Below are 24201 nucleotides of genomic sequence, written 5' to 3'. Positions count from 1 at the left end.
GCCTACACTCACTCCCAGTCCGTGAAGGAGGGCGATCAAAACTGACGGCTGATGACCGACTATTATAGAATTAAAGGTTGCGACTGAAACGAGAATAATTATGGCAACCATTAACAGTAATTACTTAAAACTAAAAGCGGGTTATCTTTTTCCGGAAATTGCCCGACGAGTCCAAGCTTTTGCGGCAGCTAATCCCGATGCTAATATTATCCGTCTGGGGATTGGGGATGTCACCGAACCTTTGCCCCTAGCTTGTCGTGAGGCAATGATCAAAGCGGTGGAGGAAATGGGCGATCGCTCTAGCTTTAAGGGTTACGGGCCCGAACAGGGTTATGCTTGGTTAAGGGAGAAAATCGCCGTCCATGATTTTCAGGCTCGCGGTTGTGAGATAAGTGCCGATGAAATCTTTATTTCCGACGGTTCTAAGTGCGATACGGGCAATATTCTCGATATTTTTGGAGATAATAACTCGATCGCTGTGACAGACCCAGTATATCCCGTTTACGTTGATACTAACGTTATGGCCGGACACACGGGAGAGGCCAACGACCGCGGCGAATACGAGGGCTTGATTTATCTGCCAATTACCGCCGAAAATAACTTTACTGCCCAGATTCCGGCGGAAAAAGTCGATTTAATCTATCTCTGTTTTCCCAACAATCCCACCGGGGCCACGGCTACCAAAGAACACTTGACAGCTTGGGTTAATTATGCTAGGGCTAACGGATCGATTATCTTTTTTGATGCGGCCTACGAGGCCTTTATCACCGATGCCAGTTTACCCCATTCCATCTACGAAATCGAGGGGGCGCGGCAATGTGCGATCGAATTTCGCTCTTTTTCTAAAAATGCTGGTTTTACCGGGACCCGTTGCGCTTTAACCGTGGTTCCCCAAAGTCTCACGGCCAAAGCGGCCGACGGCAGCGATGTGCAACTCTGGAAACTGTGGAATCGTCGGCAATCGACCAAATTTAACGGCGTTTCCTACATTGTCCAACGGGGGGCCGAGGCGGTTTATTCCCCGGAAGGACAAGCACAAGTAGAAGAACTTGTCAAGTTTTATTTACAAAATGCAACAATTATCCGAGAAAAATTAACCGCTGCCGGTTTAGAAGTCCATGGCGGCGTAAATGCGCCCTACGTTTGGGTAAAAACGCCCCAAGGTCTATCGAGTTGGGATTTCTTCGATAAACTGCTACATACCTGTAATGTGGTGGGGACCCCCGGATCCGGCTTTGGGGCCGCCGGAGAGGGTTATTTCCGGCTGTCGGCTTTTAATAGTCGTGCCAACGTCGAGGCCGCTATGGAAAGAATTATCAGTAAATTTCCAGGCTAATGGTCAAAAGAGGGATGTTTGCGGAAGCATCCCCCAACAACCCCATCGGGAATTGATAGACTGTTGACACACCCAATTTTTCGGTAACTACTCACCGACAACGGCTCACCGATGCGACCCTTTTGGCTAGAATCCTTACAGGTAGAAAGATTAACGATCGCAATTGCCGGCCTACCGGCACATCTGCAAGGGATCAAGTTGGTGCAGTGGTCAGATCTGCACTGCGATGAACAGCATTTGCCTGTAGCTGTCCTGCAAGAAGCGATCGCCATTACTAATCAAGAAAAACCCGATCTCATCTTCCTGACGGGGGACTTTATTACCGATAGTCCCAGGCCAATTTTTGCCCTAGTTGATAGCATAAAAGCTCTCGAAAGTCAAGGGGGTATTTATGCTTGTTTAGGAAATCATGACAGTTATCCTCCCCACGCAAGGGAAACCGTCAGATCAGCCTTAACTAGCGTGGGAATTCGGGTACTCTGGAATGAAATCGCCACACCCTACGGCGAAAATTTTCCCATCGTCGGATTGGCCGATTATTGGTCCGGGGAATTTTTACCGCAAATCCTTGAGCAAATTGCTCCCGATATACCCAGACTTGTCCTTTCCCACAATCCCGATACAGCCATGGTTTTAAGGGATTGGCGCGTGGATTTGCAGTTATCCGGTCATACCCACGGAGGCCAAGTGACTATCCCGGGTATGGGTTCCCTACCGATAGTTTTAGAGAAACTTAGGCGATCGCTGCCGGAACCATATTGTCAATGGGTTCCCTTTCACCGGCAGTTTAGCAGAGTAGTCCGATACTGGCAATGGTCCGAGGGATTTCACCGAGTCGGGGAAAATCAATTATATGTCAATCGAGGCTTAGGAACCTATTTTCCCGGTCGTCTTTTTTGTCCCCCCGAAGTGACGGTAATTACTTTGATCAACAGGACTCAGTAGTCAGGAGTCAGGAGCCGGTCGTCAGGAGATTATTTTTATTTATTCTCCCCATCACCCCACTTCCCCACTTCCCACTCCCCACTTCCCACTTCCCACTAAATAAATGACTGAGCAAGATACTGACTGGATAGGTTTGATGATCGGCAATTCTCGGCTACATTGGGGGTATTTTTGCGGTCAAACCCTGTTAGCTTGTCTCGATACTCCTCACCTGAGGGAACCCCTAAGTAATGAATTTTTGCAACAAATTTTCCCTAAACTCTTGACAAATAAATGCAACTGTGCATTGATGGTCGCCTCCGTGGTTCCTAACCAAAGAGAATTATGGGCAAATTATGGCAATTTACGGAGAATTACTTTAAAAGATATTCCTTTACTGGATTTATATCCGACATTCGGCATCGATCGAGCTTTAGCTGTCTTAGGTGCTGGAGAAAAATACGGATTTCCCTGTTTAGTCATCGATGCGGGAACAGCCTTAACTTTTACGGGAGTGGATGGGGATAAAAAGCTAGTGGGGGGGGCAATTGTACCCGGGTTAAAGGTGCAATTAGCCAGTTTAAGGGAACGGACGGCAGCCTTACCAGAGGTGTCCTTACCGGAAAGATTACCGCAGATGTGGGCAAAAGAAACAGCAGAAGGGATAAGAAGTGGGATAATCTATACAATTTTGGCGGGAATAGAAAAATTCAGTCTGGAATGGTTAAATTTATATCCAGAGAGCGGGATAATTTTAACGGGGGGAGATGGGGACTTAATTAGGGATTACTGGCAAGAAAACGCCATTACATCACTCCTAGTGGATAAGACGATCATTTTTCAGGGAATTGCCGCAGTTAAGGGAATCTCCTCGGGTTTAATTGACAAAGGCGAACATATCTAGTAAAGTCGGGGAAAGTTTTCTCAACCTGGGAAATTTCTCAACAACTAGGCAAAAAATTCAGGATATAGTTATGGCGATAGTTCTAGTAACTGGTTCTGCTGGTTTAATTGGTTCCGAATCAGTCAGGTTTTTTTGTGATCGGGGTTATACCGTCGTTGGCATCGATAATAATATGCGTCAGGTATTTTTTGGTGAAGACGCTTCAACGGAGTGGAATCGAGCCAAATTATCGCAAGATTACGGGGATAAATACATTCACCATGCTGTGGATATTCGGGATCATGAAGCTATTGCAGATATATTTAAAACCTATAGTCATGATATATCCTTAATTATCCACACGGCGGCGCAACCTTCCCACGATTGGGCAGCTAAGGATCCCTATATGGATTTTAGTGTCAATGCTAACGGAACTTTAGTATTATTAGAAAATACTCGTCAACACTGTCCCCAAGCAGTATTTATTTTCTGTTCCACCAATAAAGTTTATGGCGATAGACCGAATGAATTGCCTTTAGTAGAAAAAGAACTACGTTGGGAAATCTCGGAAAATCATCCTTATTTTGCTCATGGTATTGACGAGTTGATGAGTATTGATGCTTGTAAACATTCTTTGTTTGGTGCGTCGAAAGTGGCGGCGGATGTGTTAGTACAAGAATACGGGCGTTATTTTGAGATGAAAACTGCCTCTTTTCGTGGCGGTTGTTTAACCGGTCCAAGTCATTCGGGAACGCAATTACACGGTTTTTTATCCTACTTAATGAAATGTACGATGATCGGCAAAGAATACAGTATTTATGGGTATAAGGGTAAGCAGGTACGCGATAACATTCATAGTTACGATCTCGTCAATGCTTTTTATCATTTTTATCAGACCCCGCGAGTAGCAGAAGTTTATAATATCGGTGGTAGTCGCTTTAGTAATTGTTCCATGTTAGAAGCTATTCAAGAATGTGAAGCGATTGCGGATAAAAAGTTAAACTGGCAGTATGTGGAGACTAATCGTATTGGTGATCATATCTGGTGGATTTCTGATGTGAGTAAGTTTAAAAATCATTATCCTGATTGGCAGTTAACCTACACAGTAACAGATATTCTCAAAGAAATTTTTAGTCAAAACGTTAGCCGTTGGTTATAGTAGAGCATTAGATTACTATGTCAAAACTATCTGGGTCTGTGCGTATATGGGGTTAAAAAACTGGAGATGGTCAAATATGCTTGCTTCTAAATCATGGACTGAGAAAATATTGTTTTTAATTTTTGCAGTTTGCTTAATCCATAGTTTTTGGGGGATTAGCGGCGGCTGGAATAATCCTTTGATAGATGTCCACGCTTTTCGTCAAACTCAAACGGCCATCTCGGTCTTTTATTTACTCAAAGGTAGTCCTTGGTTAGCCTATGAAACCCCTGTTTTAGGAGTGCCTTGGTCAATTCCAATGGAGTTTCCGCTCTATCAAGGAATAGTTGCAATTTTAGTTAAGCTTTTTCAGACTCCCATTGACCAAACTGGTAGATTTGTGAGTGCTTTTTTCTTTTATTTAAGTTTGATTCCTATATATGTAATCCTATCTTATTTACAAGTAGCAAGAGCTTTCCGTTGGCTGTTTTTGAGTTTATTTTTAGCCAGTCCTCTTTATCTGTTTTGGGCGCGAACATTCATGATTGAATCAACCGCCCTATTTTTCTCTTTAGCTTACCTGGCCTGTATTGCTGTTTATTTTCGCTATAAATCGCCAATTATTGCCTTATTAGCCTGTCTTTTTGGAATCGCTGCCAGTCTGACTAAAGTAACGACTATGGCTGGATTTTTAATTTTAGCTTGTGTCTGGATAGGTATTAATTGGGTTAAGAAAGACTCATCTCGTAACTTAGCGAAAGATTTATTGATACCCGTCGTTGTCTTTATCATCATACCCTTCCTTCTGGCAAAAATTTGGGTTAACTTTGCCGATGCCCAAAAGCTACTCAATCCCATGGCAGCAGATCTTATCACCTCGAAAGCTTTGAGAGATTGGAACTTTGGAACTATCGCTCAAAAATTATCTCGGTCAGAGTGGAGAAATTATCTAACTAGGACTCTAAATGACGTTTTTGGCGGATTGATAATCAGCGTTATGGCTTTAGTAATATTACCAATTTTCACCTCAAAAAAGTTACTAAGTTATGGCTTAAGTTTACTATTTATATTGACAGTTGCCATTTTTACCAATTTGCATTTTGTTCATAACTATTATCCCTATGCTAATGCTATCTTTCTCCTCGGTGCTTCTGGATTTACCATCATGGGGTTAATAGAGAAAAAACGGAAAATTTGGCAGTCTGTAGGCTGGTTTTTCCTGGCTTTAATTTTGTTATCACAACTGCAATTTTACCGAGCTTTCTGGTATCCGACAAAATTGCATGGTAACAGTTACTTAGAAATTGCCTCTCAAGTCCAAACTGTTACTTCTCCTGAAGGTGTTTTGTTAATCTACGGAGATTATTGGAGTTCATTGATACCTTACTACAGTCAACGTCGTGCCTTAATGTTTTATAATCGAGCAAGTGAGGAAAAATTTAAGAATGCTCTCTATAAGTTATCAAGAGCCAATCATCAAGTTGAGGCGATAGTTTTTTGCCGCAAAACAAGAGAAAACCGGGAAGATAAAAAATATTTAGATAGCCTGTATAATCCTAATGAAAAGCCCGTTTTTTCTAACAAACGTTGTGATATATACACAACAAGACACGGTAAATAAGAGATAATTATCTGTAATTTATATGGCTCTTCGGGAATTGTTATGCAAATAATTAACTTAAAATAAAATTCGATGAGAGCGCCTACGCTCAAAAGTAGCTGAAATCCATACAGGGAAGGACTTAAGGCACAAACAGGTTAATACCAAAAGATAGACAATTGAGTTAAGATTTGATATAATAGCCAAAAACGAGATTATTTTACTTATGATACTTGACAAATTTTTGAACCTAAAAGGAACCTGTATTCAAGGCTATCTACACCTAGAAAATATCGGTATAGTTTGCCGAATCGAATCGAAAAATCAAAAAGCAACCTGTCCTCGTTGTGGGTTAGAGAGCGATAAACTCCACCAAAATCATCGACATTTAGTCAAAGATTTACCAATCTCAGGTCAACCAGTATACCTACAAATTAATCGTCGTCAATTTAAGTGCGATAATTGTCAGAGACCCTTTAGCGAAGAGTTAGATTTTGTCGCCAAGAAACGAACCTATACGAAAAGACTAGCCGCAAATATACTCGAACAATTAAAAGAAGGAGATATTTTAAATGTTAGTCGAATAAATGACGTAACGGAAGAAGAGATTCAAAGAATGATAGAGGACATCGCCGAAGAAATTACAGAGCCAGACCTATCGGAATTAAAAAGACTAGGAATTGATGAAATCGCTCTAGTCAAAGGACAAAAAAATTACTGTGCGGTTTTAGTAAATTTAGATACGGGAAAACTAATAGCTATTCTAGAGAAGCGAACACAAGAAGAGTTGAGAGAAACGCTTACGGGCTGGGGAAAAGAGGTGTTAGAGCAAATTGAAGAAGTGAGCATAGACCTTTGGTTGCCTTATAAAAATTTGGTGAAAGAATTGATGCCATCGGCCGAAGTAGTCGCCGATAGATTCCATGTAATGAAACAAATTAATCAAGAGTTAGACGAACAGAGAAGAGCAGAAAAAAGAGCCGTAGAAGCGCAGAAAAATAAAAAACAGAAAGCGGAAAAAGAAGCGAAGCTAGAAGTTTTAAAGCGAAGTAAATATAGCCTGTTAAAAAATGAAGAAGATTTAACGGAACCCCAAAAAATTAAACTAGAAGCTATCAAAGAAAAATTCCCAAATTTGAAAAAGATGCAGGAATTAAAGGAAGAATTTAGAAAGATTTATGAAACCTCAGAGAATCCGACAGAGGGAATGCTATCCATCTCGGAATGGTTGGCAAAATCCTCCAGTGTTTTTACCAAGAGTTGTCAAACAATCCGAAACTGGTTTGGAGAAATAATTAGTTATTTCGAGCGAAGGACAACGAATGGGGTGGTCGAGGGAATCAACAATAAACTTAAACTAATAAAACGGAGAGGCTATGGCTTTAGAAACTTTCGGAATTTTTGGGTTAGAAGTATGTTATCTTGGCATCTTGTATGTTGATTTAGCATAAAGGGTAACGAAGAGCCATTTATATTGAGTTGAGTTCCTTATGTTAACTAAAATCTACAACAATAAAATTTTCCGATTTCTCATTGCTGGGGGAGTGGCATTTCTAATCAACTTATTCTTAATTTATTGGTTCATTGATGACTTGGGATTTAATACACCATTTCTGAAGAATGTGGCCAACGTTATCTCTATAGAAATATCTTTAATTGCTAGTTTCTTTATCTATAGAATCTGGGTGTGGACTGGAGGAGATTGGACAATCAGAGATGTGATTTTGATACAACTTCCTCTCTATCATCTCTCGGCAGGTTTAGCAGTTTTACTGCGAGTTTTCTTGATATTTCCCTTCTTAAACTGGTTAGGAATTAGCCCCGGAGTTAACACAATGATTGGGGTTTTACTGGGGGCCAGTATTAATTATGTTGCCAGTGATAGCCTAATTTTTAAACCTAAGAATAAGACTAATGAGACAGAAATGTACTATCCCGAAGGATTAGCACCAGCTTTCCAGATGGACGGTTACTCTCACCCACGTCAATCAAGGGATAACTATGCAGTAAAAACCCTATCAATAGTTATTCCTGCTTACAACGAAGAAGATTGCATCGAAAGCACAACTCACTTAATATCTGAACGTTTAGAAGAGGATAAAATTGATTATGAAATCCTAGTGGTTAATGACAATAGCAAAGATAACACCGAAGCAGTTCTGCAAAAAATCAACCAAGAAAATCCTCGGATTCGCTACATCAATAACTATTATCCCAATGGTTTTGGTTTTGCGGTGCGCTGTGGATTAGAAAATTTTAGCGGGGATGCAGTTGCGGTAGTAATGGCAGATAATTCCGACTCTCCCGATAACATGGTGGACTATTATTATAAACTCCAAGAAGGCTACGATTGCGTTTTTGGTTCTCGTTTTATCAAAGGAGGAAAAGTTATTGATTATCCCAGGCACAAGTTATTCGTCAATCGTTTGGCTAATCTATTCATTCAAGTTTTATTTGGGCTAAAATTTAATGATACCACTAACGCCTTTAAAATCTATCGTAAGGAGGTTATCGAAGGAATCTCACCTCTACTATCTCACCATTTTAACTTAACAGTAGAGATGCCCTTAAAAGCAATCGTGCGAGGATATTCCTATACGACAATTCCCATCACTTGGCGCAATCGTACCACGGGGGTTTCCAAGTTAAAACTCAAGGAAATGGGCAGTCGTTATTTATTTATAGTTCTCTCTATCTGGTTAGAAAAACACCTTTCTAGAGGCGACTATAAGCGCAAACGGAAAAAAAATCAAGTTGTTTGATAATTATCATCTAGAGGAGTATTTTTGATGACTAGGCAAGTGTTAATTACTGGTGGTGCGGGTTTTGTGGGCAGTTCCTTAGGTTTGGGATTAGCCCAACGTTATCCTGATTGGAAAATTATCGCTTTAGATAACTTAAAACGTCGCGGTTCTGAGTTAAATATTCCCCGTCTCAAACAGGCGGGAATTGAATTTGTTCATGGAGATGTCAGAAATGCGGAAGACTTAGAAGCATCCGCTTTGCCAGTGGATTTAATCCTAGAATGTTCGGCAGAACCTTCCGTTTTAGCTGGTTATACTTCCCCTGGCTATGTTTTGCAAACCAACTTAATTGGAACGATTAACTGTTTAGAATTAGCTAGACAAACCCAAGCTGATTTTATTTTTCTCTCCACTAGCAGAGTTTATCCTATTGCCTATCTTAATCAATTAAACTATACAGAGACAGATACTCGTTTTCAGTTATCTGAACAGCAAGATTTACCCGGGGTTTCTGCTTTTGGTATCAGTGAACAATTTCCCTTAGATTTGCCCCGTTCTCTCTACGGTTCTACTAAGTTAGCATCGGAACTGATTATTAATGAATATGGGGATGCCTACGGATTAAGAACTTTAATTAATCGCTGTGGAGTTTTAACTGGTCCTTGGCAGATGGGAAAAGTTGATCAGGGAGTTTTTGCCCTTTGGGTGGCTAATCATTACTTTCAGAAGTCCTTAAAATATATCGGTTATGGGGGTACGGGGAAACAGGTTAGAGATTTTCTTCATGTAGCTGATTTACTCGATTTAATCGATATTCAGATTGCTAATTTAGAACAATTCAAAGGGCAGACTTTTAATGTGGGGGGTGGGCAAGATTTTTCTTTGTCTCTTTGCGAAACCACAAAACTATGTCAAGAAATCACGGGCAATAGTATAATGATTGAGGCAATTCCCGAAAATCGCACCGGAGATATGCCAATTTTTATCACTGATTCCCGCAAAATCACTTCTGTAACTGGATGGCAACCCCAGCGAGACGGTAGAAAATTAATCCAAGATATTTTTGATTGGATTCACACCCATGAAAAGGAATTAAAAGGTATTTTTTAAACTAGGAAAAATTCTAACAATAAAGCTATGCAAATCACCAAAATACTTGCTTCAAAAACAATCGTTTTTAATTTAATTATTAGTCTAACTCAGACTTACCTGTTTTTGGCATTTTTGCCGACGATACACTTAATAAACCCTGGATTAGATGCTTCTTGGTCTTACGGAATTAGTCAAGCAGCCAAGGAAAAGTTAGTTTTTGGAAAAGAGATAGTTTTTACCTATGGGCCTCTGGGATATTTAACGCAAGGAGCTGCTTTATATAGCAATTTTAAGCAAATTATACTTTTCAGATTTGCAGTTCATTTTGTCCTATTAGGATTATTGATTTTAAGGATCATAAAGTTACAAACAAATAGTTTTAAAATATTGATATTAATTAATTGTATTTTTATATTTGTTCTAGGAATTCATTACGACAATACTATAGGATTTACGACAGATTATCAAATATTTTCTATATTTTTACTGGTTTTAAGTTTTGAGAAATTTTTTGTAAAATATTTACAAGTAAATTCTATTATAGTAGGTATGTTTACTGGGTTAGCTATTTTAACTAAGTTAACCTTGGGAATTTATATAGCGGGTACTTTTTATCTCTTTTTATTTTCGGGCTTTTACCTAGCCTATAGAAAACAAAAACTAAAGAATTTGATTAAATATATTCAATCCCTGTTTAATTTCACTTTAATCGCTATTTCTGTTGCTAGTATTTTTTTATATTCTGGGCAATCAATAACAGTTTTAACAAAACTATTGGTTAATTTTATAATTTCGGGAATAGTAGCTTTTGTTATTGATAAAATTTTGAATAAAACAAGGCTGACAACATTTTTTAAAAAATTATTACCTTATCTAGTTTTTTATCTGTTTTATACAACTTTATTAATTCAAAGTTTTTCATCAAATAACTTTCCTTCTTTATATGAATATATACTCAATTCTTGGCAAATATCTTCAGGTTATTCCAGTGCCATGAGTCTTACAGGTTCTAAGAGAGCATTCATATCTTTGATATTAGCAATACTATGTTGTGCAGTGATAATAAATCTACTTTTTCGTCTGTGCAATAGTGGTTCGATTAGTCTAGGTACTGCCCTACTATTTACTCTATTTCTAGGATTTAAGCACGGATTTGTTCGTCAGGATTTCCATGTAGTGCTGTTCTGTATTATTGTCCTGCTAATCATCTCATTATACTTGATCAAAATTGACGATAATCCAGTTAAAAATAAACCAAAATTATACATGATTTACTTAATCGTATTACTATCTTGTGTTGGTATTACATTTCAACGAATAAACTATATAAACTATATAAATGAACCGAGTAAATTAAGTTTATTGACAATAATTAGAAATTATAAATTTAGTAACCTCAATCCTTCAAAAGTAGCCAATAACATAAATATTGTTGTTTTATTGCTCGATAACAATAAATTTCAAGCAGAGGTTCAAAGGATTACGAGCGAAAATTTAGTTAAGTTAAATAATAGACTAAAACTTCCCGATTCTGTGCTGGAAAAAGTGCAAGGCAAAACTATTGATATAATTCCCTGGGAATTTTCACTTATTCCGGGCAATCAGCTTAATTGGAAACCGAGGCCGATTATTCAATCCTATTCTGCTTATACAGAAAAACTGGATGAACTAAATTATCAAAGCTTATCTCAATCTCCCAGAGATTATCTGATTTATCACTTTCAATCTATTGATGACAGACATCCTTTTTTTGATGAACCTAAAGCCTTTTCCTATGTGGTTTGTAATTATCAACTTGACTCGGTAAATTCGCCCTTCCAAATCCCCGCAATCAAAACCAACTTTTATCTTCTAGAAAGACAAAAAGTCAGTCGTTGCAGTCCAACCCCTCTAGGAGAGACTACTAATATTACTTGGGATCAAGTCTATGAATTACCTACTCGTAATAGTGGGATTACTCGTGTTCAAGTTAAATTTGAATATTCTTGGTTGGGTAAAATAATCAAAAAAATATTTAGGGTTTGCTGAATAAATCTAAAAACCTTACAGGAAAGGGCTTTTAGCTTGATTGAGAGCTTCCCAAATGCACTTAAATCTGCTAGAATCTCTTAAAACCCTTGCATCACCCTTGCATCTTCTCTAATTAGTGCTAATGTACCGTAAAAGCGAGTTACCCTCAACCCCACCAGAAAACTTCGAGCTGCCCTTTGAGGGGAAATTATCCCAAGATAATCGTTGGGTAATTATGGCCAACCTCATTCCCTGGTCAGAATTTGAAGCGGAATACGCATCACTTTTTTCAGAAGAAATGGGCGCACCCGCCAAAACATTTAGGACAGCACTAGGAGCATTAATTATTAAAGAAAAATTAGGAACAAGCGATAGAGAAACGGTAGAACAAATCAAGGAAAATCCTTATTTACAATACTTCTTGGGGTTTTCAGCCTACAGCAATGAACCCCAGTTTGAAGCGTCAATGTTGGTTCACTTTCGAGAAAGAATCACTCGGGAACTAATTAATAAAGTGAATCGCTTTATGGTCAAAAATTCGAGAGAAATAAAAGAAGAAGAAAACACCGAAAAAAAGTTAGAGAGCGAAACCCAAAGTCAACCAGAAAATCGAGGTAAATTAATTTTAGATGCCAGTTGTGCGCCCGCAGATATTAGTTATCCTACGGATTTAAACCTGTTAAATCAAGGAAGAAAACAAACCGAAAAAATTATTGATATTCTCTATGAAACTATAAAAGGAAAACTTGTTCAAAAACCGAGAACCTATCGTCTCCTGGCCAGAAAAAGTTATTTAGAAGTAGCAAAAAAAAGAAAACCTACCGTCAAACAAAGACGAAAAGCTCTAAAAAGACAACTGCAATATCTGAAAAGAAATCTCGACCATATTGAACAACTTTTAGCAGAAGGAGCCTCTCTACAAAGCTTGAAAAAAAGAGACTATAAACTGTTATTAGTAGTCACAGAAGTTTATCGCCAACAACTCTGGATGTACCAAAATAACAAACAGAGTATTGAAGACAGAATTGTCAGCTTAACTCAACCCCACATCCGTCCGATAGTCAGAGGAAAAGCTGGAAAACCCGTAGAATTTGGGGCCAAATTCTCAGCAAGCTGTATAGATGGTTACATATTTTTAGACCGGATTAGTTGGGATAACTTTAATGAATCGGGAGATTTAAAAGCACAAATAGAAGCTTATTATGACTATACAGGATACTATCCAGAATCAGTTCATGTGGACAAAATTTATCGAACCAGAGAAAACCGAGCTTGGTGTAAAGAAAGGGGAATCAGAATCAGTGGTCCCCCATTAGGAAGACCAGCCAAAAATGTTAGTAAAGAACAAAAGAAACAAGCTACTGATGATGAGAGGATTCGGAATTGTATAGAGGGCAAATTTGGACAAGGGAAAAGAAGATTTAGCTTAGGTAAAGTGATGGCTAAACTTCCTCATACTTCCTTTTCAGCGATTGCTATTACTTTTTTAGTCATGAATCTTTCTAACCTGTTGAGGCAGGTTTTTTGGGCTTTTTTATGTCTGAAATGGAAAAACAGCACTTTTTCTCGGTCAATGATTAGGATAAGTTATAATTTAAAAATTAATCAACAACTAAAGCTTATGCTTGTAGCTAAGTGAAATCATTGATTAAGAGACCTGTACTTTTCAATGACTTTTTCAGCAAACCCTATTTAGAATCCCTCCCGTGATAATTAACGTTAATTATCTGGATGGAACTCAAGCCAATTTTCGCTTTGTTCAAGATAATTCAGCTAATGGAGTTATCCTTAGTCACTTACCGAGAAATGATCAGGAATTAATGGCATTTTTTCAAGGAAAATTACCACCACAAGTCAAATCCTTTAGCTTTTCTGTCAGTAATCCTCTGCTATTCTCCCCAGAAATAAAAGTAACGCCTTTTTGGGAAGTTGAGACTGGTTCATAATCTTTCTTGAACCTTGAAAAGCGGTTAATATCTCTGGAAAATGGAGAATAGGGAACTCGAATCCCTGACCTCTGCGGTGCGATCGCAGCACTCTACCAACTGAGCTAATTCCCCATATATAGACCATAATAGCATTTTTGAGCAGAAAATCCTAGGAACTGGCAAGGGATCGAGGGGCAAAAAATCGAGCGGCTTCTCTCTGGAAAACTTTAAAATGGAAAAAGTAATCTTGAGGATGATAACTAATGGCGATACTACGCTTAGAGAATGGGACAACCTATACCCAGTTAGCCGATATTAGTCTGGAATTAGCCAAATTAAATGTTACTTTAAACTATTGGCCGATCGAAAACGAAGCCACTCGTCAGCTACTTAAACAAGCTTCTCTGACTGACGAAGAAAAAGAAATAGTTTTAACCAGCTTAGACGGTTATTTTGAGCAACTAAAGCAAGAAGCGGGTTATCAAGCTAGAGATTTAATCGTTTTACACCCTGAAATTGCCAATCTCGACACTTTACTGGCAAAATTCGAGCGCTGTCACACCCACGCCGACGATGAGGTGCGTTATATCATTGATGGGGAGGGGGTTTTTGGCTTTGTCTTTGCCGATGGTTCTCAGGGGGAATTAACTATTCAACCTCAAGAATATATCAATGTTCCCGCCCATAGCGAACACTGGTTTCACCTCACTGCCAGTAAACGAGTTAAAGCAGTACGTTACTTCACCAGTACCGCCGGATGGGTTCCCGAATATACGGAAACTGTCATTCGTTTTCCTAGTTTAACAGCCGTGTAGCCTTTGGTTTTTTGGCGATCGCTTTCCCAAAAAGACAGAGGAGTTGTGCAGGGATGGCAACCCCGGCAGCCACAATCTGTTAAGCGGCAAATTTGTCCTGTTGAAAATCTCCCGTCTAGTGCCTAGCTTGACGGGAGATTGTCTCAATTCGGGGGATTGGCGTGATAGATTTAGTCTAAGCCGAATTGATTGCCCCGTTTGTACTGTAAGTAGGCGGCAACGAACAAACCCGCTAGGGTAATGGGAATTAAGCCTAGGACAATCCCTAGCACTAAAGGTTCAATCACGTCTGTACTCCTTGGATTAGCAATTTTTCACCCGTATTTTATCGTAGCAGCGGTTGCCCTGGAAAGATAGGGCGATCGCACACACTGCTTAAATAGGGTTTGCTGAACAAGTTTTTCGTGGGGTAGTGGGGTAGTGGGGTGGTCACTGCGTGCGCGTTGCGGGGGGTAGTGGGGAATTTAGCTGAAATTTCCCTAAATCCCTATCTCCCTAAATCCCTGACTCTTATCTCCCGACTCCCCAAAAGGAAAACTTGCCATCTCACCATTAAGATAACTGCTGTACTCTAGGAGCGACCGAGAAAAAATTTTCTCAATTTGCCTTTACCCCAATAGCGATCGATTTCTTGCCAGAGATTGTGGAGACAAAAAACCACTGCTAGACAGAGAGTAACCGCAAGGATTTGAGAGAAACTTTCCCTTTGCCAAAATTTGGCCATTGCCTCCGAAATTACCCGCGTTACCCGATAAGCTTCCAGAAAACCCTCGATCGAGCCGAGAATCAGTGCTGCTAGGGTATAAACAAAGGTTCGATACAGAATGCTAAGGTAACGGGGTCGATTTTCTAACCATTCTAGCTTCATGGCTGCGTCGAGAATGGCCACGGTTTTTGCCGCAATGATCGCCCCTAAGCTCGCTTTACCCAAAACGTAGGTAGTAATCGAATATTCTTCCAGAAATAATTTCATGATCAGAAGAATATAACCGAAAGCCAAGAAAAAAAACAGGGCAAGAGAACCGATTTTTTTCAATTCCTTTTTAATTGCTTCCATTGATTTTTTTTGATATTTTCTGCCAAGATAGCGGTCGCGCTGCCGGATAGTCCTTTAACTATAAGCTATAGTTAATTATTTGTTGCAGCTATTCTCCCATCTCCACCAGCAAGTTTGAGCGCCGATAACTGAACTGATGCTTGAAACTAATTACGGCTTGCTGAATAAATCTAAAAACCTTGTTGTATAAGACTTTTAGACTTGTTTTCCCTCAAAAAGTGCCGACCTTTGGAGTGATTGGGGGGAAAATTCAGGTACTTTTTCCCTGAAAATTAGGTAATTGACCACCTGAAAATCGGTAAAACCCCACACCCCACACCCCACACCCCACACCCTGCCCCTAGGAAAAGCTTTTTCAGCAAACCCTAATTACGGCTTGATTGTCGATAAAATGAGGATTACCGAGGGGATCGATGGCACTGAAAGCGTAAAAATAACGGCGTGCTAGGGGCGGAAAATCGCTAAAATCGAAGATTGTGTCACCTTTGGCCACATCTGCCCAAAAATTTCGTAATTTCGGGGCTAATTCCTCCGCTAGACTCACGGGAAGATTGAGGGGATGGCAGGTTAATAAACGCATCATAAAAGGATAAGAGCGATCGCCTAACCATTGCCGAGAAATAGCGGGTAAATTCTCCCATCCGGGTATATTTTGCAGATGAAAGGATTCTATGGCTAATTCAACCGTGTTTTCGCAATATTCTAGCACCCGGTAGGGATGGGGATAACTGACGAGGGAACCGGTGGTAATTTCATAGATACCTCTAGTAAAAGCCAGATCCTGCACGTGGAGATGGCCAGTAATCAACAATTTTACGCCGTTTTCCTGTAGTATATCGAGCAGTTCTACCGCATTAGCCAACATATAGCGTTTACCTAATTCATGATTGCTTTGTCCGGGTAAATGCTCGATAACGTTATGATGGATCATCACCATCACTAGATCGTTTTTTAGCGCGGGTAAAATCTGTTTTAACCAATGCAATTGTTCTGCATCTAAACTGCCAATTTGTTTACCTTGATCATCGAATTGATTAGAATTAAGACCGATTAATTGCACTCCAGGTAAAATTTCTTTTTGGTAGTATATTTGTTCGGGATTGCTGTAACCAAATTGTTGATAATAAAAGGGAAAATCTCCTAAACCGATCTGGTTTTCCGTCGCGGTTAAACTCAAAACATCATGATTACCCGGCACCACATAGACGGGGAAGGGTAAAGTGGCTAAACAATCGGCTAACCAACGGTGATTTTCTGGTTCACCATCTTGGGTTAAATCGCCAGCAATCAGCAGAAAATCGAGGTTAAGGGTGATGAGATGGTCTAAAACAATTTTTAAAGCGGGAATACTCACTTCCACCAGATGAAAGCGATTAGAATGGTTCAAAATGGTTGTGGGTAAAGCGATATGAGGATCGCTGAGAATGGCGAAACGGAAATTCATCGCATTCAATTGGGCTAAATATCGGTAAACTAGATCGATCGAGGAGAAATGAGGAGAAAATATCTTTGGCTAAAGTTCGCGTTCGTCAGCACGTCAATCCCTTAAGTCATAAATATCGCCATCCGATCGCTCCCCCCGATTGGAATCAAGTTTATCAGGATATGACGCAACCTCTCCATCTTGACATTGGTTGTGCGCGGGGTAAATTTTTGTTACAAATGGCCCAAGTAGAGCCAGAAATTAATTTTTTGGGGATTGAAATTCGTCAACCTTTGGTAATTGAAGCCAATCAGGAACGGGAAAGGTTAGGATTAAGTAATCTCGCTTTTGTTTTTGGCAATATGAATGTTGCCCCAGAAATTTTACTGCAATCTTTGCCCGCAGATAAGTTATTTTGGGTGTCGATTCAATTTCCAGATCCTTGGTTTAAACAGCGTCACAGTAAGCGTCGGGTTGTGCAGCCAGAATTAGTAATAGCTTTGGCTAAGTATATGGTAGCTGGGGGCTGGGTTTTTTTACAGTCGGATGTGGAATCGATCGCCCTGGAAATGACCGAGAGATTTCAAGCACATCCCCATTTTGTTCGGCAACATCAAACCCCCTGGTTAGAGGAAAATATTTTCCCCGTACCGACGGAAAGGGAAAAGTCCACTTATAATAAGGGTCAACCGGTTTATCGCTCGCTTTTTCGAGTTCGGTAGCTTCAGCTAAAATATCTTGGCACTGTCTGAAATCATGGTTATAAATCTCGACTCACCCCTAATACTTGAGGACAATAATCGCCCCCCTGTCTCTCAATTGCTAGAATTTCTCTTAACAAAAGAAAAAAACAATAAAAAAACTAAAGAAAATCTTACTTTTGAGGCTTTAGTCGGTACTTGGCGATTATACTTTATCACGGGAACTCAAAAAGCGAAAAAGAGAGCGGGGATTGTTTTGGGTAAGGGTCGCTATCTACCATCCTGGTTAAAAATTACCATCTCTTACCAAAGAAATGAGAGTTTAGAACCGGGAGAATTTATCTCTGGAAGCGTCAGCAATCAGATAGTTTTAGGGGCAGTAAAACTATCCGTAAGCGGTCCGGTTAAGTTTTTTCCTAAAACCCGTCTTCTTGCCTTTGATTTTACCCGGCTCAACCTAACCCTATTTAATCGCTCTCTCTATTCAGGTTTTATTAGAAATGGCCAGGTAAGTGAAGCGAATTTTTATCAGGAAAGTATCAAAAAACAGGCATTTTTTGCCTATTTTCTGATCACAGAAACAATGATGGCAGCCCGGGGACGAGGGGGAGGATTAGCCCTTTGGATAAAAGAGATAAGTGAGACAAAACTAGCTGAAAATAAGTTATTAGAGGAGAAATAGATGGGATATTCTATTGAGGTAGATGGGACAAATTTTGACAGTGAAGTGATCGAGAAATCCTATCTAAATACGGTGATTTTAGACTTTTATGCTCTGTGGTGTGGACCCTGTAAATTGGTAAAACCGATGCTAGAAAAACTGGCAAGCGAATATAATTTTATCCTGGCCAAAATAGATATAGATAAAAATCCCGACTTAGCCGAACAATACGATGTGGAAGGAGTTCCCGATGTGCGAATTGTCAGCAAGGGAGAAGTGTTACCCTGTTTTGTTGGTGCTTTGCCAGAAGAACAAATTAGAGACTTATTTTCCCGTCTCGATTTAAAATCGGAATTAGAAACAGGATTAGCAGAAATACAAGAAGCGATTGCCCTCGATAATTTGCCCGCAGCTAAACAATTATTTGATCGTCTTTTTCCTAAATATCCCAACGAACCACGATTAGTTATTATGGCGGTAAAATTTCTCATGCGTCTAGAAAAATGGTCTGATGCTTACCGATTAATCAGTGCTATTAAAGAAGAAAATCCCCTGATCAAAGGTTGGAAAACTCTCCTAGAATTTCAACAGTTAAAACCAGAAAATAATCCCCTCGATGCGATATTTTTTACTGGGATTAATTCCGCATTAAAAGAAGATTATGCCGCCGCTTTAGATAAACTGATCAGCCTGGTGGGAGAAAGTAGAAAATATCGTCAGGATGGGGCAAGAAAAGCCATGTTAGCCATATTTCAGATTTTAGGAGTTAGTCATCCCCTCACCCAAGAATACCAAGCAAAGTTAACATTTCTGCTCTACTAGGTAGGGTTTGCGGCAAAAAGTTTTTTGGTGGGGTTAGGAGTCGGTCATCAGGAGTCAGGAGTCGGTCAAAACTAAAGCAATTCCCCGGAAATTTCAACAAATCTATTCCTCGAATTTCTGTTGACAACTGCCAGGGAATTGCTAGGGGCAAGATGCAGTTTATTTGTGGCGAATCATTTCATACAGGGCAACGTATTCTTCCCCGGGGCGATTCCAAGAGTAATCGCATTCCATGCCTTGAATCGCTAATTTTTTGAATTCTTCCGGTTGAGTGTACCACAATTCTAATGCCCGGGACATGGCTGATTCGAGGGCATTATTATCGGGATCAAAAAAGACAAAACCATTGCGTTCTTCGGGTTTGTGATAGGTATCATAATCGCGATCAAAAACCGTATTAACCAAACCACCAACTCCCCGGACGATGGGAACGGTTCCGTATTTTAAGCTGATTACTTGTGTCAGTCCGCAGGGTTCAAAATTACTGGGAACCACAATCATATCGGCCCCCGCATAAATGAGGTGAGATAATTCCTCATTAAAGCCCAATTCAATATGGACATCAGGGTTATTATTTAGGTGATTTTTCTCATGCCAGAACCAGTTATTAATTAACGATTCGGTGGCGGAACCTAAGAGGACAAATTGCGCCCCGCGAGCTAAGGCATAATACATGGCATGGTGAACTAAATGTACGCCTTTTTGGTCATCTAAACGACCGACATAACAAATTAAGGGTTTTTCTGCTTCATCTCTTAACCAGAGTCTTTCTCGCAGTGCCTTCTTATTGCGGGCCTTCTCGGAGAAGCTATCAACACCGTAGGGTGCAGCAATAAATTTATCCACCTCTGGGTTCCAGATATTGTAATCTAAACCGTTGAGAATGCCAGTAAATTTGTGTTGATGCAGGTGAATTGTATGACCTAAACCGTAACTAACATCGGTGTGGTGTGCTTCCCAAGCATGGTGGGGTGAGACGGTGTTGAAATAGTTGGAAAAGACGATACCACCTTTCATAAAATTAATCACAAAAGGATTGAAGTTATCGCGCATTCGGGCATAGCTAAAGTAGTAAGTATCGTTATTTAATCCTGTTGCCCAGAGAATTTCCGCACCAGCAAATCCTTGATGTTTAAAGTTATGGATGGTGTAGAGAACGCGCTGATTGCCCATACCATGATATTTATAAATTTCAAAAAGTAAGGGCGGAATTAAACCGGTTTGCCAGTCGTGACAATGAATTATATCGGGACGTTTATTACTTCTGAGCAAAAATTCTAAAGCGGCTTTGCAGAAGAAGGCAAAACGCATATTATCGTCTTTGCAACCGTAGTAAGTACCGCGATTAAAGAAATTATCGCCCGAATTGGGTTGAATAAAGAAACACAAGCGCCCGTGTACCCAACCACAAAAAACATTACAGTGAATTGCCCCACCGTACCAAGGCACCCACAGGTCCCGATAAGCCTCGTGTAAGCCCCAAATTTGGTCGTAGCGCATACAATCATACATGGGTAGGATTAGCTCCACGCAATGACCGCGAATTTCTAATTCTCGACTCAATCCATATACCACATCCCCCAATCCCCCAGCTTTAATCACTGGGGCGCACTCAGAGGCAATCTGAACTATATACATATATCAATAACTCCGTCGATTAATCTACAGGTCAGCTAGAAGCAATTTTTACAAAAGTATACAGTCTTCTGTGATTAATTGACTCGATCAATCGAATTAGTTGGGGTGTTGGGGTGTTGGGGTGTTGGGGTGTTGGGGTGTTGGGGTGTTGGGGTGTTGGGGTGTTGGGGTGTTGGGGTAGTGGGGAATTTAGCTGAAATTTCCCTATCTCCCTAAATCCCTATCTCCCTATCTCCCTAAATCCCTATCTCCTGTCTCCTAAAGATTAACAGCGTTTTAACTGTCCTAGGAGCAAAATCACCTCATCGATGCCGTTTCTGAGGGTGGTGGCGGGTTGATCGCTGTTATTGACGGTTATGCTAAAGATTAGGGGTTGATTGTCGGCGGTTGCTAGATAACCCGCGAGGGCGATAACTCCGGTTAAAGTCCCGGTTTTTGCCTGTAATCGTCCTTCTAGGGGAGTCTGGCGGAATCTATTGGTTAAAGTGCCATCAACGCCGCCAATGGCTAAAGAACGCCGATAATCAGGATTTTCTGCCATTAGTTGTAAAATTTGACCTAAAGTCTTGGGTTTAATTAGGTTTTGTCGTGATAGCCCCGAACCGTCGCCGATTTTATAACTATCGCTGTCAATTCCCAGTTTTGTTAAAGTTTCTTGCAATCCCGAGACACCGCCGAGCATTTGTAGTAGGGTTTCGGCTAGTAAATTATCGCTATTTTTATTGACTTTTTCCACCAAATATGCTAGGGGTTCTGATTCTAAATTGGTGATCTCATGGCCGAGAATCTGTGAACTAATTTCTGCGTTTTTAACGGTAATTCCCGCTTTTTCAAGGATATTACGCCAGCGAGCTAGGAAATATTCCGAGGGTTGGGGAATAGCTAAATTAAAATCATCTTGACTATCAATAGCCAGAGAACCAGTGATAATCAGGCGATTATTGGCTAAATTGCCCTTAATTGCCAGAGTATTCGGGCTTCCTTGCGCTGCGGTGCTGGTTTGATTCTCAATTAGCCATTGTTTAGCGGCAATGGGATCAGACCATTGTAAATCTAAGCTTTGCCCCAATTGTCGCGGTAAAAGCTTTAAAGTGACGGAATTTTCGTTTAAAACCAAGCTAGAAGCGGGTACAGCATAGTCAAAAAAGACATCTTCCCATTCCCAGGTTTTTTGACTATCGGAGACGACAAAAGGACTAGCAACGACAAGTAAGCGATAAATTGAGTTAATTCCCTGTGCTTTTAACTTTTCTGCGAATTTTTCTAACTTTTCTGTGGTTATGGTTGCATCTCCCCTCCCGACTAAGGTTAAAGTTTCTAAATCGGGGGGGTTGCCCTGGGCTAAAATGGGGGTTTTCAGACGATAATCGCGGTTAAATTTGCTGAAAGCGGCGGCAGTGGTTAATAATTTCGCAGTAGAAGCGGGAGTAAAAAAGTTATTTTCGTGGAGACTATAGAGATTTTCCTGAGAATTAAGGGATTTTACTAAAATTCCCCAATAAGCGCCTTGATAATCGGGTCGGGCCAAAATGCGATCGATCCTTGTGGCTAAGTCTGCTGGACAGATAAACTCGGAAGGGGGGGAATTGTCTTGACTGATGGGGGTTGCGAGGGTGACGGGATGGTTTACCCAGAGAAATAGGGAACAAGTCCCCAAGAGAAAAGATAATTTCGAGCGGCGTGTTAGCATAGAATTAAGTCTTGGCAGTAGGTAGGCGTTAAAAATTATCAGATGCCCCCCTTATTAAGGGGGGCAGGGGGGATCGAACCTTAAATCCATTTTTAATTTAATTATAACCAGCTACTTAGTAAATAAATTGACTCTAATTTAGCAGCATTAGTGACCATATTCTGCTAGTTACTCGATAGATTCAGTTAGGGATTGATCCGAGATATTCGCTCCCCTTTTTGCCAAAAAAGTTTCTTGATTCCGTCAAACTTCTATTCATGTGCGAGGATGTTTTTATGAGTTATGATTTTGATTTATTGGTGATTGGTGGTGGTTCTGGTGGTATTGCCACCGCTAGACGGGCAGCCGAATACGGGGCAAAAGTGGGATTAGCAGAATACGATCGTTTGGGAGGAACCTGTGTTAATCGCGGTTGTATTCCTAAAAAATTAATGGTTTATTCTAGTCGTTTTCCGCAACTATTTAAGGATGCGGAAGGTTACGGGTGGAGTCCAGTAGAGAGTCAGTTAAATTGGCAAAAATTAATTAGCGCCGTTAATCAGGAAACTATCCGTTTAAATGGCATTTATCAAAAGATGCTCGATAATTCTCAAGTGACGCTTTTTCCTAATTATGCCAAGTTTATTGATACCCATACCCTAGAGGTAGGAGACGAGAAAATTACTGCCGATAAAATTTTAATTGCCGTGGGGGGACATCCGGTTAAACCCGATATTCCGGGGATCGAACATACGGTAGTTTCTGATGCCATGTTTCAACTGCCAGAACAACCAAAAAGAATTATAGTTTTAGGGGCAGGATATATTGGGGTAGAATTTGCTGGTATTATGCACGGATTAGGGACAGAAGTGGTGCAGTTAATCCGTAAAGATAAGATTTTAAGAGGGTTTGATGAGGATATACGCGATGAGATTCAAGCGGAAATGATCCGTCAGGGAATTAAAATTATGCCCGAAACTTTCCCCACTTCGATCGAGAAAACTGCTGAGGGGTTAAAAGTACATATTCAGGGTCAAGAAACCTCAGAAATTCTCTTTGTTGATGCCCTAGGATTAGCCGCTACTGGAAGAATTCCTAAGCTGGAAAAATTGGGCTTAGAGAATGTCAATGTTGAGGTAAAAAACGGGGCAATTGTTGTCAACGAGTATAGCCAAACCAGCGAAGACAATATCTATGCCGTGGGCGATTGTACTGATAAAATTAATTTAACTCCCGTCGCCATTAATCAGGGGCGAGCTTTTGCCGATACAGTCTTTGGTAATAAACCCCGGTTAATGAGTTATGAAAACGTTCCCTCGGCAGTATTTTCTACTCCTGAAGCGGCGACGGTGGGATTAACAGAATTGCAAGCAAAAAAACAATATGGTGACACGGAGATTAAAGTTTATCGGTCTAAATTCCGCCCCGGTTACAATGTTTTACCAGGCCGAGAGGACAAAACTTTGATGAAATTAGTTGTTCATCAGGAAAGTGGTAAAATTCTCGGAGCGCACATGGTGGGAGATCACGCCGCCGAAATTATTCAAGGAGTAGCCATTGCCGTAAAAATGGGGGCGACAAAAGCCGATTTTGATGCCACTGTCGGCATTCATCCCAGTGCTGCCGAGGAATTCGTCACCATGCGTTAATTAACAATTTTAGGTGTGTTAGATAGGTGTTAAAAATTGTCAGCTACCCCCCTTATTAAGGGGGCAGGGGGGATCAAAGACAAAATCTATCTTCAATTTAATTATAACCAC

At 40.3% G+C, this 24201-nt stretch carries 22 protein-coding genes and 1 tRNA gene; 17 read left to right on the top strand and 6 right to left on the bottom strand.

The features are described from left to right. Positions 1 to 100: 100 nt before the first annotated feature. The 11 genes from MAE_RS20170 (at position 101) to MAE_RS20120 (ending at position 13673) form a co-directional block, all read left to right on the top strand. On the top strand, positions 101 to 1336 hold the full coding sequence (locus MAE_RS20170) for an LL-diaminopimelate aminotransferase (RefSeq protein ID WP_012267202.1): 1236 nt from the start codon (positions 101 to 103) through the stop codon (positions 1334 to 1336). 111 nt (positions 1337 to 1447) lie between these two features. Next, complete coding sequence (locus MAE_RS20165; protein WP_012267201.1) at positions 1448 to 2281, top strand: metallophosphoesterase; 834 nt, start codon at positions 1448 to 1450, stop codon at positions 2279 to 2281. Positions 2282 to 2384: 103 nt separating this feature from the next. Further along, positions 2385 to 3164 carry a pantothenate kinase gene (locus MAE_RS20160; protein ID WP_012267200.1) on the top strand — a complete coding sequence of 260 codons (780 nt, stop codon included), beginning with the start codon at positions 2385 to 2387 and terminating at the stop codon, positions 3162 to 3164. Between the two features lie 70 nt (positions 3165 to 3234). After that, positions 3235 to 4302 (top strand): NAD-dependent epimerase/dehydratase family protein, encoded by a 1068-nt coding sequence (locus MAE_RS20155; protein WP_002759431.1) that lies wholly within the window; start codon positions 3235 to 3237, stop codon positions 4300 to 4302. A gap of 76 nt (positions 4303 to 4378) precedes the next feature. After that, positions 4379 to 5902: an ArnT family glycosyltransferase gene (locus tag MAE_RS20150; RefSeq protein ID WP_004162580.1), complete on the top strand. Its 1524-nt coding sequence runs from the start codon at positions 4379 to 4381 to the stop codon at positions 5900 to 5902. Positions 5903 to 6107: 205 nt separating this feature from the next. Beyond that, a complete protein-coding gene (locus MAE_RS20145; RefSeq protein ID WP_012266664.1) occupies positions 6108 to 7322 on the top strand; it encodes an ISL3-like element ISMae36 family transposase in 1215 nt (404 codons plus the stop codon). 49 nt (positions 7323 to 7371) lie between these two features. Next, complete coding sequence (locus MAE_RS20140; protein WP_012267199.1) at positions 7372 to 8643, top strand: glycosyltransferase; 1272 nt, start codon at positions 7372 to 7374, stop codon at positions 8641 to 8643. A 27-nt stretch (positions 8644 to 8670) separates the two neighbouring features. Further along, the gene (locus MAE_RS20135) at positions 8671 to 9735 is read left to right on the top strand and encodes an NAD-dependent epimerase/dehydratase family protein (RefSeq protein WP_012267198.1); all 1065 of its coding nucleotides are present in this window, start codon (positions 8671 to 8673) and stop codon (positions 9733 to 9735) included. Positions 9736 to 9762: 27 nt separating this feature from the next. Next, positions 9763 to 11745: a hypothetical protein gene (locus tag MAE_RS20130; protein ID WP_012267197.1), complete on the top strand. Its 1983-nt coding sequence runs from the start codon at positions 9763 to 9765 to the stop codon at positions 11743 to 11745. 124 nt (positions 11746 to 11869) lie between these two features. Further along, a complete protein-coding gene (locus tag MAE_RS20125) occupies positions 11870 to 13366 on the top strand; it encodes an IS5-like element ISMae6 family transposase (protein WP_012267176.1) in 1497 nt (498 codons plus the stop codon). Positions 13367 to 13433: 67 nt separating this feature from the next. Then, positions 13434 to 13673: a hypothetical protein gene (locus tag MAE_RS20120; RefSeq protein WP_012267196.1), complete on the top strand. Its 240-nt coding sequence runs from the start codon at positions 13434 to 13436 to the stop codon at positions 13671 to 13673. A gap of 41 nt (positions 13674 to 13714) precedes the next feature. Here the strand turns inward: MAE_RS20120 and MAE_RS20115 are convergent. Next, positions 13715 to 13787 (bottom strand) — tRNA-Ala (locus tag MAE_RS20115). A 131-nt stretch (positions 13788 to 13918) separates the two neighbouring features. Between MAE_RS20115 and MAE_RS20110 the strand changes: the two genes are divergently transcribed. Then, positions 13919 to 14470 carry a 1,2-dihydroxy-3-keto-5-methylthiopentene dioxygenase gene (locus tag MAE_RS20110; protein WP_012267195.1) on the top strand — a complete coding sequence of 184 codons (552 nt, stop codon included), beginning with the start codon at positions 13919 to 13921 and terminating at the stop codon, positions 14468 to 14470. A gap of 170 nt (positions 14471 to 14640) precedes the next feature. Here the strand turns inward: MAE_RS20110 and petG are convergent, their stop codons facing one another. The 3 genes from petG to MAE_RS20095 form a co-directional block, all read right to left on the bottom strand. Next, on the bottom strand, positions 14641 to 14757 hold the full coding sequence (gene petG, locus MAE_RS20105; RefSeq protein ID WP_002738052.1) for a cytochrome b6-f complex subunit V: 117 nt from the start codon (positions 14755 to 14757) through the stop codon (positions 14641 to 14643). A 284-nt stretch (positions 14758 to 15041) separates the two neighbouring features. Continuing rightward, complete coding sequence (locus tag MAE_RS20100) at positions 15042 to 15527, bottom strand: hypothetical protein (protein WP_012267194.1); 486 nt, start codon at positions 15525 to 15527, stop codon at positions 15042 to 15044. Between the two features lie 355 nt (positions 15528 to 15882). Continuing rightward, positions 15883 to 16971, bottom strand: coding sequence for a metallophosphoesterase family protein (locus tag MAE_RS20095; protein WP_012267193.1), 1089 nt, complete (start codon positions 16969 to 16971; stop codon positions 15883 to 15885). 65 nt (positions 16972 to 17036) lie between these two features. On the opposite strand from MAE_RS20095, the gene trmB reads away from it, so the two are divergent. The 3 genes from trmB to MAE_RS20080 are packed head-to-tail and all read left to right on the top strand — an operon-like array spanning position 17037 to position 19134. Then, positions 17037 to 17672, top strand: coding sequence for a tRNA (guanosine(46)-N7)-methyltransferase TrmB (gene trmB / locus MAE_RS20090; RefSeq protein WP_012267192.1), 636 nt, complete (start codon positions 17037 to 17039; stop codon positions 17670 to 17672). 34 nt (positions 17673 to 17706) lie between these two features. Continuing rightward, positions 17707 to 18333, top strand: a complete 627-nt coding sequence (locus tag MAE_RS20085; protein WP_012267191.1) for a hypothetical protein — start codon at positions 17707 to 17709, stop codon at positions 18331 to 18333. Then, positions 18334 to 19134, top strand: coding sequence for a tetratricopeptide repeat protein (locus MAE_RS20080; protein WP_012267190.1), 801 nt, complete (start codon positions 18334 to 18336; stop codon positions 19132 to 19134). 159 nt (positions 19135 to 19293) lie between these two features. On the opposite strand, the gene glgA is transcribed toward MAE_RS20080, so the two are convergent. Further along, positions 19294 to 20772, bottom strand: a complete 1479-nt coding sequence (gene glgA, locus MAE_RS20075) for a glycogen synthase GlgA (RefSeq protein WP_012267189.1) — start codon at positions 20770 to 20772, stop codon at positions 19294 to 19296. Positions 20773 to 20850: 78 nt separating this feature from the next. Here glgA and MAE_RS33525 point away from each other — a divergent pair, with 78 nt between their 5' ends. Continuing rightward, positions 20851 to 20988, top strand: a complete 138-nt coding sequence (locus tag MAE_RS33525; RefSeq protein WP_158303547.1) for a hypothetical protein — start codon at positions 20851 to 20853, stop codon at positions 20986 to 20988. A 49-nt stretch (positions 20989 to 21037) separates the two neighbouring features. Here the strand turns inward: MAE_RS33525 and dacB are convergent, their stop codons facing one another. Next, a complete protein-coding gene (gene dacB, locus MAE_RS20070; protein ID WP_012267188.1) occupies positions 21038 to 22462 on the bottom strand; it encodes a D-alanyl-D-alanine carboxypeptidase/D-alanyl-D-alanine endopeptidase in 1425 nt (474 codons plus the stop codon). A 275-nt stretch (positions 22463 to 22737) separates the two neighbouring features. Between dacB and gorA the strand changes: the two genes are divergently transcribed. Continuing rightward, on the top strand, positions 22738 to 24090 hold the full coding sequence (gorA, locus tag MAE_RS20065) for a glutathione-disulfide reductase (RefSeq protein ID WP_012267187.1): 1353 nt from the start codon (positions 22738 to 22740) through the stop codon (positions 24088 to 24090). The last annotated feature ends 111 nt before the right edge of the window (positions 24091 to 24201 follow it).

Origin of the sequence: Microcystis aeruginosa NIES-843 (genome assembly GCF_000010625.1) — a bacterium.
Taxonomy (GTDB): Bacteria; Cyanobacteriota; Cyanobacteriia; order Cyanobacteriales; family Microcystaceae; genus Microcystis; species Microcystis aeruginosa.
Note: the sequence above shows the minus strand (reverse complement) of the source record. Positions and strands in the feature narration are given on the sequence as shown.

What these genes read in the sequence shown, in the direction of transcription:
- MAE_RS20165 (WP_012267201.1), top strand. Translation starts at nt 1,448, where the DNA reads ATGCGACCCTTTTGGCTAGAATCCTTACAGGTAGAAAGATTAACGATC.
- MAE_RS20100 (WP_012267194.1), bottom strand. Translation starts at nt 15,527, where the DNA reads ATGGAAGCAATTAAAAAGGAATTGAAAAAAATCGGTTCTCTTGCCCTG.
- MAE_RS20085 (WP_012267191.1), top strand. Translation starts at nt 17,707, where the DNA reads ATGGTTATAAATCTCGACTCACCCCTAATACTTGAGGACAATAATCGC.
- MAE_RS20125 (WP_012267176.1), top strand. Translation starts at nt 11,870, where the DNA reads ATGTACCGTAAAAGCGAGTTACCCTCAACCCCACCAGAAAACTTCGAG.
- glgA (WP_012267189.1), bottom strand. Translation starts at nt 20,772, where the DNA reads ATGTATATAGTTCAGATTGCCTCTGAGTGCGCCCCAGTGATTAAAGCT.
- MAE_RS20080 (WP_012267190.1), top strand. Translation starts at nt 18,334, where the DNA reads ATGGGATATTCTATTGAGGTAGATGGGACAAATTTTGACAGTGAAGTG.
- MAE_RS20135 (WP_012267198.1), top strand. Translation starts at nt 8,671, where the DNA reads ATGACTAGGCAAGTGTTAATTACTGGTGGTGCGGGTTTTGTGGGCAGT.
- MAE_RS20110 (WP_012267195.1), top strand. Translation starts at nt 13,919, where the DNA reads ATGGCGATACTACGCTTAGAGAATGGGACAACCTATACCCAGTTAGCC.
- MAE_RS20160 (WP_012267200.1), top strand. Translation starts at nt 2,385, where the DNA reads ATGACTGAGCAAGATACTGACTGGATAGGTTTGATGATCGGCAATTCT.
- MAE_RS20155 (WP_002759431.1), top strand. Translation starts at nt 3,235, where the DNA reads ATGGCGATAGTTCTAGTAACTGGTTCTGCTGGTTTAATTGGTTCCGAA.
- MAE_RS20150 (WP_004162580.1), top strand. Translation starts at nt 4,379, where the DNA reads ATGCTTGCTTCTAAATCATGGACTGAGAAAATATTGTTTTTAATTTTT.
- MAE_RS20145 (WP_012266664.1), top strand. Translation starts at nt 6,108, where the DNA reads ATGATACTTGACAAATTTTTGAACCTAAAAGGAACCTGTATTCAAGGC.
- MAE_RS20140 (WP_012267199.1), top strand. Translation starts at nt 7,372, where the DNA reads ATGTTAACTAAAATCTACAACAATAAAATTTTCCGATTTCTCATTGCT.
- MAE_RS20095 (WP_012267193.1), bottom strand. Translation starts at nt 16,971, where the DNA reads ATGAATTTCCGTTTCGCCATTCTCAGCGATCCTCATATCGCTTTACCC.
- gorA (WP_012267187.1), top strand. Translation starts at nt 22,738, where the DNA reads ATGAGTTATGATTTTGATTTATTGGTGATTGGTGGTGGTTCTGGTGGT.
- MAE_RS20170 (WP_012267202.1), top strand. Translation starts at nt 101, where the DNA reads ATGGCAACCATTAACAGTAATTACTTAAAACTAAAAGCGGGTTATCTT.
- dacB (WP_012267188.1), bottom strand. Translation starts at nt 22,462, where the DNA reads ATGCTAACACGCCGCTCGAAATTATCTTTTCTCTTGGGGACTTGTTCC.
- MAE_RS20130 (WP_012267197.1), top strand. Translation starts at nt 9,763, where the DNA reads ATGCAAATCACCAAAATACTTGCTTCAAAAACAATCGTTTTTAATTTA.